This is a genomic window from Bacteroidota bacterium (genome assembly GCA_030017895.1).
Lineage (GTDB): Bacteria > Bacteroidota > Ignavibacteria > UBA10030 > BY39 > JASEGV01.
The window spans coordinates 1-9,241 of the sequence record JASEGV010000102.1; the positions used below are offsets into that span (position 1 = coordinate 1).

General features: G+C 39.9%; 8 protein-coding genes and 1 rRNA gene. 3 read left to right on the forward strand and 6 right to left on the reverse strand.

Annotation, left to right across the window (positions count from 1 at the left end; translation table 11 throughout):
- Positions 1-146: 146 nt before the first annotated feature.
- Positions 147-1,711, reverse strand: a 16S ribosomal RNA gene (locus QME58_13310).
- A gap of 345 nt (positions 1,712-2,056) precedes the next feature.
- Here QME58_13310 and QME58_13315 point away from each other — a divergent pair.
- The 3 genes from QME58_13315 to QME58_13325 are packed head-to-tail and all read left to right on the forward strand — an operon-like array spanning position 2,057 to position 5,453.
- On the forward strand, positions 2,057-3,442 hold the full coding sequence (locus QME58_13315; GenBank protein MDI6804795.1) for a tyrosine phenol-lyase: 1,386 nt from the start codon (positions 2,057-2,059) through the stop codon (positions 3,440-3,442).
- The gene (locus QME58_13320) at positions 3,442-4,974 is read left to right on the forward strand and encodes an AbgT family transporter (protein MDI6804796.1); all 1,533 of its coding nucleotides are present in this window, start codon (positions 3,442-3,444) and stop codon (positions 4,972-4,974) included. The genes QME58_13315 and QME58_13320 overlap by 1 nt, the downstream gene beginning before the upstream one ends.
- A 14-nt stretch (positions 4,975-4,988) precedes the next feature.
- On the forward strand, positions 4,989-5,453 hold the full coding sequence (locus QME58_13325; protein ID MDI6804797.1) for a GNAT family N-acetyltransferase: 465 nt from the start codon (positions 4,989-4,991) through the stop codon (positions 5,451-5,453).
- An 8-nt stretch (positions 5,454-5,461) separates the two neighbouring features.
- Here QME58_13325 and QME58_13330 read toward each other — a convergent pair whose 3' ends face one another.
- From QME58_13330 to QME58_13350, 5 genes are read right to left on the reverse strand one after another with little or no spacing between them, the layout of a single operon-like run.
- Complete coding sequence (locus tag QME58_13330; protein MDI6804798.1) at positions 5,462-5,938, reverse strand: histidine phosphatase family protein; 477 nt, start codon at positions 5,936-5,938, stop codon at positions 5,462-5,464.
- A 3-nt stretch (positions 5,939-5,941) separates the two neighbouring features.
- Complete coding sequence (thiL, locus tag QME58_13335; GenBank protein ID MDI6804799.1) at positions 5,942-6,988, reverse strand: thiamine-phosphate kinase; 1,047 nt, start codon at positions 6,986-6,988, stop codon at positions 5,942-5,944.
- A complete protein-coding gene (locus tag QME58_13340; protein ID MDI6804800.1) occupies positions 6,989-7,540 on the reverse strand; it encodes a TlpA disulfide reductase family protein in 552 nt (183 codons plus the stop codon). It lies immediately after the preceding gene.
- Positions 7,534-8,331, reverse strand: a complete 798-nt coding sequence (locus tag QME58_13345) for a zf-HC2 domain-containing protein (GenBank protein ID MDI6804801.1) — start codon at positions 8,329-8,331, stop codon at positions 7,534-7,536. Before QME58_13345 ends, QME58_13340 begins: the two co-directional genes overlap by 7 nt.
- Before the next feature lie 57 nt (positions 8,332-8,388).
- A complete protein-coding gene (locus tag QME58_13350; protein MDI6804802.1) occupies positions 8,389-8,967 on the reverse strand; it encodes a sigma-70 family RNA polymerase sigma factor in 579 nt (192 codons plus the stop codon).
- Between the last annotated feature and the right edge of the window lie 274 nt (positions 8,968-9,241).

Here is a 9,241-nt window from a genome sequence, read left to right on the forward strand (position 1 = left end):
TTTTCTTAAATATACAAAAAAAGTATTCAATAAGTCAATTTTTGGAACCGCCCTTTAAAGAATAATAAAAATAGTGTGCAGGCGTAAGATCAACTTAAAAGATTTGGTTCGAAGTGTTTTTCCGATTTCTCGTAAAAACTCCTTAGAAAGGAGGTGATCCAGCCGCACCTTCCGGTACGGCTACCTTGTTACGACTTAGCCCCAGTCACTGATTTTACCTTAGACGGCTGCTTCCTTGCGGTTTGCGCACCGGCTTCGGGTACCCCCAGCTTCCATGGCTTGACGGGCGGTGTGTACAAGGCCCGGGAACGTATTCACCGCGGCGTGCTGATCCGCGATTACTAGCAATTCCAGCTTCATGGAGTCGAGTTGCAGACTCCAATCCGAACTGAGGTCGATTTTAAGGGATTAGCTCCACCTCGCGGTTTGGCAACCCGTTGTATCGACCATTGTAGCACGTGTGTAGCCCTGGATGTAAGGGCCATGAGGACTTGACGTCATCCCCACCTTCCTCACTACTTACGTAGGCAGTCCACTTAGAGTGCCCAGCATAACCTGATGGCAACTAAGTGCAGGGGTTGCGCTCGTTGCTGGACTTAACCAAACACCTCACGGCACGAGCTGACGACAGCCATGCAGCACCTGTACAAGTGCCCCTTGCGGAGAGATCCCCTTTCAGGGACTGTCACTTGCCTTTCAAACCCAGGTAAGGTTCTTCGCGTTGCATCGAATTGAACCACATGCTCCACTGCTTGTGCGGGCCCCCGTCAATTCCTTTGAGTTTCAACCTTGCGATCGTACTCCCCAGGTGGGATACTTAATGCGTTAACTTTGGCACCGATCCCGTTCGGCACTTGAACTTGCAAGTACCGAACGGGACCGACACCTAGTATCCATCGTTTAGGGCGTGGACTACCAGGGTATCTAATCCTGTTTGCTCCCCACGCTTTCGTCCCTCAGCGTCAGTTATGAGCCAGATGATCGCCTTCGCAACTGGTGTTCTTCATGATATCTACGCATTTCACCGCTACACCATGAATTCCATCATCCTCTCTCACACTCAAGATGGACAGTATCAAAGGCAGTTTCACAGTTGAGCTGTGAGATTTCACCATTGACTTATCCACCCGCCTACGGACCCTTTACACCCAGTAATTCCGGACAACGCTCGCACCCTACGTATTACCGCGGCTGCTGGCACGTAGTTAGCCGGTGCTTTCTAAAAAGGTACAGTCAACGGCGCTCAAGGCGCCATATTCTTCCCTCTCCACAGAGGTTTACATCCTAACGGATTTCATCCTTCACGCGGCGTCGCTGCTTCAGGCTTTCGCCCATTGAGCAATATTCCTCACTGCTGCCTCCCGTAGGAGTCTGGACCGTGTCTCAGTTCCAGTGTGGCTGATCATCCTCTCAGACCAGCTACCCATCGTCGGCTTGGTGGGCTTTTACCCCGCCAACTACCTAATGGGACGCAGGTCCATCTTGAAACACCCTTTTGGGGCTTTTGATCTCATAATAATGCTATTAAAAGATATTATCGGGTATTAGCCCCGATTTCTCGGAGTTATCCCCGTTTTCAAGGTAGGTTGCCTACGCATTACTCACCCGTCTGCCGGTTTACTAGGGATATTGCTACCCCGTTCTCCCCGACTTGCATGTGTTAAGCACGCCGCCAGCGTTCGTCCTGAGCCAGGATCAAACTCTCCGTTGTAAAGTTTAAAACTTTATTTTCTTCGAGTTTAACCTGTAAAAAAAGGTTGTTTTTCTATCTAAATTGATTTTAGAGCCATACACACTATTTTCAAAGAACATCTTATGAACATTTAATCATTCATAATGGGCTCATAATATACAAACATTTTTCATATAAGTCAAGCACCCTTTAAATTTATTTTTTAGTGTTTAGATGATAATTTATTTTTTCTACTAAAACAACTCGAAAACAATCTTTTTTAGGAAAAAAATTCTTGTAATAGTTATGATTTATTTATATATTCATCAAACAATTTTTCTATGAATCTTACAATCTAAATAATATAGGAAATAGAATTTGAGTATGAATACTTTAAAAAGAAGATCTTGGGCTGAGCCATTCAAAATTAAAATGGTTGAACCCTTAAAAATGACAACTATGGAATATCGCCAAAAAGCACTTGCCGAAGCAGGCTATAATACTTTTCTTTTAAAATCGGAAGATGTATATATCGACTTGCTGACTGATAGTGGAACTAATGCGATGAGTGAATATCAATGGGCTGGGATGATGTTAGGCGACGAGGCTTACGCCGGCAGTAAAAACTTTTACCACCTTGAAGAAGCTGTTCAAAAATATTATGGGTATAAATATTTAGTGCCTACACACCAAGGTCGCGGTGCCGAAAATTTGATTTCTCAAATTTTAATTAAAAAGGGAGATTTCATTCCCGGTAATATGTATTTTACAACCACGCGTCTTCACCAAGAACTTGCCGGAGGAACTTTTGTAGATGTTATTATTGATGAGGCTCATCAAACAGAAGTGGAACATCCATTCAAAGGAAATATTGATTTACAAAAACTAGATGACCTTATAAAAAAAGTAGGAGCCAACAAAATCCCCTACGTGAGTGTAGCAGGAACGGTTAATATGGCAGGAGGCCAGCCAATCTCGATGGAAAATATGAAACAAGTTCGGGAGCTGACATCGAAATATGGTATCAAAATAATTTTTGACGCAACACGTGCAATCGAGAATGCATATTTTATTAAAACTCGTGAAGATGGTTATCAGAATAAAACGATCGATGGAATTTTAAAAGAAATGTGTTCCTATACCGACGGCGCAACAATGAGTGGCAAAAAAGATTTGCTTGTCAATATGGGTGGTTTCTTGGCTCTCAATGATTACGAAATATTTGAAGAAGCGAGAAACATGGTGGTTATTTATGAAGGGCTACACACTTATGGCGGCTTAGCTGGACGTGATATGGAAGCTATGGCTCGCGGTATTGAGGAAGCTGTTCAATTCGATCACATCAGAGCAAGAATCGGACAAGTAGAATATGTCGGAGAAAAATTATTACAATTCGATATCCCGATTGTCAAGCCAATAGGAGGACATGCTATTTTCTTGGATGCTAAAAGGTTTTTTCCGCAAATTCCACAAATAGAATTTCCAGCTCAAACCTTAGCAGCAGAAATCTATCTCGACTCCGGAGTGCGAACAATGGAGAGAGGAATAGTTTCCGCAGGCCGAAATAAAGATACCGGTGACCATTACTATCCAAAACTCGAACTTGTGCGGATTACTTTTCCGCGACGAGTTTATACACAAGCTCATTGCGACGTTACAATTGAATCTATTGTGGAAACATACGAAAACAGAAATAGCATTAAAGGTTTGAAAATGGTTTACGAACCAAAATATTTACGTTTCTTCCAAGCAAAGTTCGAAAGGTTATAATGAATAAAATATCAACTTTTTTCTCAAACCTTTTTAAGCGCTCGTTAGATATTGTCGAAAAAACCGGAAATGCACTACCTCACCCGGCAACTTTGTTTGGGATTCTCGCCCTTTTGGTCGCAATCGCCTCAGCCATCGGCTACCACGTCGGATTAAAAGCATTGCATCCCTCAAATGGGACAATCGTTACGGTTACGAATTTGCTAAGCGGCGATGGACTCCGCTGGATGTACTCAAATTTATTTAGAAACTTTGTTGAGTTTCCCCCACTCGGAATTGTGCTAACGGCAATGATCGGCATCGGGTTAGCCGAAGGGTCGGGTCTATTAACTACTCTCATCAAAGCCGTCGTAATAACGGCGCCAAAGCGACTGATTACTACAACCATTGTATTCGCAGGTGTACTATCGCATACTGCTTCAGAAGCAGGGTATGTTATTCTAATTCCACTCGCTGCAATAGTATTTTTAGCTCTCGGCAGACATCCGCTTGCCGGACTCGCAGCAGCTTTTGCTGGTGTAAGTGGTGGGTTCGGTGCAAATTTTATTATCGGGTCAATAGACCCAGTTTTAGCTGGACTAAGTCAATCCGCTGCACAAATTATTGACCCCACGATACATCTCAACCCAGCGATAAATTTTTATTTTATGTTCGTATCGGGTATTGTCATAGTCATTGCTGGTACATGGGTAACGGAAAAAATAGTAGAACCGCGCCTCGGAAAATACAACGGCAGTTCTCAAGCAATCTCCATCGACACAATTTCTGCTATCGAAAAAAAAGGGTTGAGATGGGCAGGAATTAGCGTCCTCGTAGCTTCGATAACATTTATTATTATAACCGTTCCGGAGAACGCACTACTCCGTAATCCGGAAACAGGTTCTATCCTTAAATCGCCGTTTTTAGAAGGTATGATTACAGCAGTTATGATCTTCTTTTTTATACCAGGTCTCGTGTATGGACTCGTTGTCAAGACAATTCGAAACGACAAGGAAGCAATAAAACATATTATCAGCTCGATGAGCGGGATGGCTGGTTACATCGTCTTAGTATTTTTCGCAGCCCAATTCGTTTATTTCTTCCGGCAGAGTAATCTCGGTGTTATTCTGGCGATCGATGGTGCTGAATTTTTAAAGTCGATAGGTTTAACCGGAATCTCTCTTATAATCGGCTTTGTTTTCCTCTCAGCTTTTATTAACATGTTTATGGGAAGTGCATCCGCAAAATGGGCAATTATGGCTCCTGTGTTTGTGCCTATGTTTATGCTGTTAGGTTACCATCCGGCACTAACACAGGCTGCATTTCGCATCGGCGATTCCGTTACCAACCTTATAACACCCATGATGAGTTACTTTGCTCTCATTGTAAGCTTCGCTCAAAAATACAACGATAAATACGGAATGGGAACGATTATCTCGATGATGCTTCCTTATTCTATCATTTTCACACTCATGTGGATTTTGTTGCTTGTGGCTTGGATATTATTCGGGTTACCTTTAGGACCCGAGGGAGCTTTATATTTTTCAAAATAATATTGGAATTCTTGATGGAAAATTTTCTGCTTATAAGACCGGCTGAATTAAAAGATGCAAACAATATAATCGAATTCAATGCTGCGATGGGAAAAGAAACCGAAGGCATTCAGTTAAATATGGATATTTTAAAGTGTGGTGTTGACTCGGTATTAACTGACGAAAATAAGGGGTGTTATTATATTGCAGAAATGAATGGAAAAATGGTCGGTCAGTTGATGATTACATACGAGTGGAGCGATTGGCGCTGCGGGTTCTTCTGGTGGATTCAGAGTGTTTACGTTCTGCCGGAATACAGACAGCAAGGGGTTTTCAGAAATTTATACCAACACGTAAACGACCTCGCTAGCGGCGATAAAAGTGTTTGCGGTTTGCGGCTTTATGTGGAACGGAATAACGAACGAGCAAAGAAGGCATACGAAAATTTAGGTATGTCCCAGTCGCATTATGAAATGTTCGAAGTAGAATTTAAGAAATAGATTTTTTTCTAAACAAACATTTCAGGATTTAATAGAAATTTTAAGACACCTTTTCCTGCTGAAATGGGTTTGTTAATTTCGACACAGGCAAACGAAGCTTTTTTCATTTCGATTAACGCATCCCTCTTGCTAATCAAAGTCGAAATCGTTGCCCCCAATAACGGTTGGTGTCCTACTAAAAGTAACTTTCCATCATCTGAAAAATTTGTTAGATCGTTCAGTAGTTTTTCCGGATCGCATTCGGGCAATAAGTTGTTGGACTCGATAATTACTGGACTATGATTCGAAATTTCAGCGATAATAGTTGCAGTTTGCCAGGCACGAAGTAGCGGACTTGAAATAATGTTAGTGAATCGTATTTTTTTTGATTTGATATAATCAGCAAGTTTATATATACTCGCTTTTCCTTCTTCACTCAAAGGAGGCGTCCTCTCGTTATAACCGTTCATTAATGCATCAGCATGACGCAAAAGATATATTAACATAATTTATTTTTCTTTTTTGAAATGATCCCAGCCGGACGCACCCAACAATTTTCGTTCACCGTTTTCACGGATAAGATTTATCCCTTCCGATTGTTCCACGATCCTGCCTAATATGGTAACATCGGAAGTTAGATTTTCTAATTTTTCGAATTCGGAATCGGTTAGTGTGAACAGCAATTCATATTCCTCACCCCCGTAAAGCGCATAGTCGATAATATTTTCTGAAAATTCAGCAGCAACGCGCTGCGAATTTGAATCAACAGGAATGTTATGTTCCCAGACTTCAGCTCCAACCCCGCTGTTGTTACACAAATGATGAACCTCGGATGCAAGTCCATCGCTGATATCAATCATTGAGTTTACTTTGATATTTTGTGTTAATATTTTGGAAATATCCAACCGTGGCTTTGGCATCAGATACTTTTCCAATACAGGTTTATACTGCTCGATATTGGATTTAAAATTTGTTGTATCATTTATATACTTATTTTTTTCACTTAATAGAATTTTTAAACCCGCGTGCGAGGCACCCAAATGTCCTGTAACGCAAATTAAATCGCCAACCATAGCACCACTGCGATAAACTATTTTTTCAGGGTCAGCTTCGCCCGTTAATGAAATTGATATTACAGTATTCCCCGTTGCCGACGTTGTATCGCCGCCAACCACGAGACAAGAATATTTTTTACACGCTTGAACAACACCACGATAAAAATCTTCCACCATTTCAACAGATATTTTTTGCGGGAGGCATAAAGTTATAACTACGTAGCGAGGTACTCCACCCATCGCAGCAATGTCGCTGATATTTGAAACTATCGATTTCCATCCTAAATGCTGCATAGATGTAAATGTAAGGTCGAAATGGACACCCTCAACCATTGCATCTGTAGTTAAAAGCTGAAGCTTATCGGGCGAAGTTTTGTAAACTGCCGTATCGTCGGAAATTCCCTTAATTAGATTATCATCTATACTGGTACCAACAATTTCTTTAATTTTTTCTATCAGCCCAAATTCACCGATATTACTTATCTGAGTTTGCTGAGGCATTTATTGCAGGAGTTGGTTTATCTGCTCGACAAAAAAATCTTTTGTTCTGATTCCTACAAACCGATCAACTATTTTCCCTTCTTTGTTTATTAAAAAAGTGGTGGGAATACCGCGAATGTTTCCAAAAGCAGACGCAAGTTCGCCGTTATCAACAATGTTCATATACGATACTTTATTTTCATTTAAAAAATCACTCACTTCAGAAATCACATTCGTCCCCTTATCTGTTGAAATACCAATAACTTTTACCCCCTTCGAAGCGAATTCCTCATTAATTGCAACTAAATCGGGAAGCTCTTTCTTACACGGGGCGCACCATGTTGCCCAGAAATTTACAAGCGTAACTTCTTTTCGAAACGAATCAAAATTATTGGTTTTACCGTCCCCTCCATTCCAACTAAAATCCGGAACGATTCCTTCTCTCGTTTGTACAGAAAGTAAAGGGAATACGTTTTCGTTATTTTTGTCGCTCCCAACTTTTTCTTTTGTTTCACAACCAATAATGATGCCGAGTAAAATGAGAGTGATTGCAAAATTTTTAAAAATTACCATTGCGTCTCCGTATCAGTTAAGTAAACCATTAAATTATTTTTATCCATTTCAGATGCGGCAGCAAATAAATTATTCTCTTTAACCCATAATATTACCGAACAGCATTTATGCATATCGGCAACATACCATCCTGTTTCTTTAATTGTTTTAAGTACATGTGAAGGAAGTGTTAGATTAGGATTGTTTTTAATCGAATCGAAATTAATTTGAAGGTAATAGATAATACAATTCTCTTTTTTATATATCGAGTGGGTTACCCGCTGCCCTCTCTCGGACGTAACGCAACCTCCAAGCAAAGAACAATCTTTCAGTTGAGGAATTTCAAGTTCGTGTGTATCGTTAGCCTGAAAGAACGAAGCCATCTTACCCTTCAGCACCGCATCATAATTGTTATAGACGAAATGAATAAAGTTGTTATCATGAGGGCTGTTGTGCGAATGGGACGACGGTTCTTGAGTCAAAACAAATATCAAAATTACTGCGGTCGTAAGTCCAACGGTTAGGTACCACCGTTTTACTATCAATCCAAAAAAAGAAGCAATGCCTGTAAAAATATTTCCAGAATTTATATTGCTATTTATGTGAGTCAATATCCTGTGCTCAAGATAAGGAGGCGGAGGGAATGGATGCAAACTCGATTGCAAAAATTTCTTAGTAACTCTCTCAAGCTCGTATTCATCTTTGCATCTTTTACAAATTTTAGCGTGCTGATTGAATTCATCTAATTCTTTGCCACCGAGGCGTTTATCAACCACGGAACTAATATGTTCCAGCACTTCACTACAATTCACAGATTACCTATCAAAATTTATATCAAATACCTGTCTATGTTTATAATTAATTATTTTTTATTTAACGAAACCTTTTTTCTTTGCATACCCGAATAATTTTGATTGTAACATTTTTCTGCCACGATGTAATCTGGAGCGGACTGTTCCAACCGGGATATCTACAAACTCTGCAATTTCTTCGTATGTATAACCTTCGATGTCGCAAAGTATTACTACCGTTTTAAAATCCGGATGCAACTCATCTAAAGCTTTTGCGACCTCGTCGTCCAACACGCCGCCGAACATCTGCTTCGCTAAATCGTAATCTTCAGTAGCTGTGTCCTGTAATCGAGTATAAAACTCTTGTATCTCACCAAAGTCAATCAGATCAGGTTCTTTTGTAACTTTCCGATATCGGTTGATGTAAGAATTTTTCATTATACGAAACAGCCATGCGCGTATATTAGTTCCCTTTTCATATTTATCCCAAAATCTATAAGCCTTCAGAAATGTATCCTGTAACAAATCGTCTGCATCATCAGCATTACCTGTTAAATGTCGTGCAAAACTATATAATACATTCATCTGCGGAATTGCTTCCGATTTGAATTCATTCTGCTTTTCATTTTCATTTGGGTTGAGAGATAATAAGGTCATATTTTTTTAAAAGCTGTTTCCTTTTTAATGAGCATTGCTATAATACAAAATTTGAATTATATCTGCAAGAGATTTTTTGTTTATCTCAGATAATCCCGTTATTTGTTCAAATTTCAAACTATTTTTTTAATAATATTAGTTTTTAAATCCGGAAATTATTATACTTCCATCGGTGGATGAACTTTAAATTTGATGGATGAAAAATGACGAGCCAAAAAGATAAAGGGCAGTTCCAAAAATTCAAATATAAGTTTAGTGTTATAGATTTTATCGT

What these genes read in the sequence shown, in the direction of transcription:
- thiL (MDI6804799.1), bottom strand. Translation starts at nt 6,988, where the DNA reads ATGCCTCAGCAAACTCAGATAAGTAATATCGGTGAATTTGGGCTGATA.
- QME58_13325 (MDI6804797.1), top strand. Translation starts at nt 4,989, where the DNA reads ATGGAAAATTTTCTGCTTATAAGACCGGCTGAATTAAAAGATGCAAAC.
- QME58_13330 (MDI6804798.1), bottom strand. Translation starts at nt 5,938, where the DNA reads ATGTTAATATATCTTTTGCGTCATGCTGATGCATTAATGAACGGTTAT.
- QME58_13340 (MDI6804800.1), bottom strand. Translation starts at nt 7,540, where the DNA reads ATGGTAATTTTTAAAAATTTTGCAATCACTCTCATTTTACTCGGCATC.
- QME58_13350 (MDI6804802.1), bottom strand. Translation starts at nt 8,967, where the DNA reads ATGACCTTATTATCTCTCAACCCAAATGAAAATGAAAAGCAGAATGAA.
- QME58_13320 (MDI6804796.1), top strand. Translation starts at nt 3,442, where the DNA reads ATGAATAAAATATCAACTTTTTTCTCAAACCTTTTTAAGCGCTCGTTA.
- QME58_13315 (MDI6804795.1), top strand. Translation starts at nt 2,057, where the DNA reads ATGAATACTTTAAAAAGAAGATCTTGGGCTGAGCCATTCAAAATTAAA.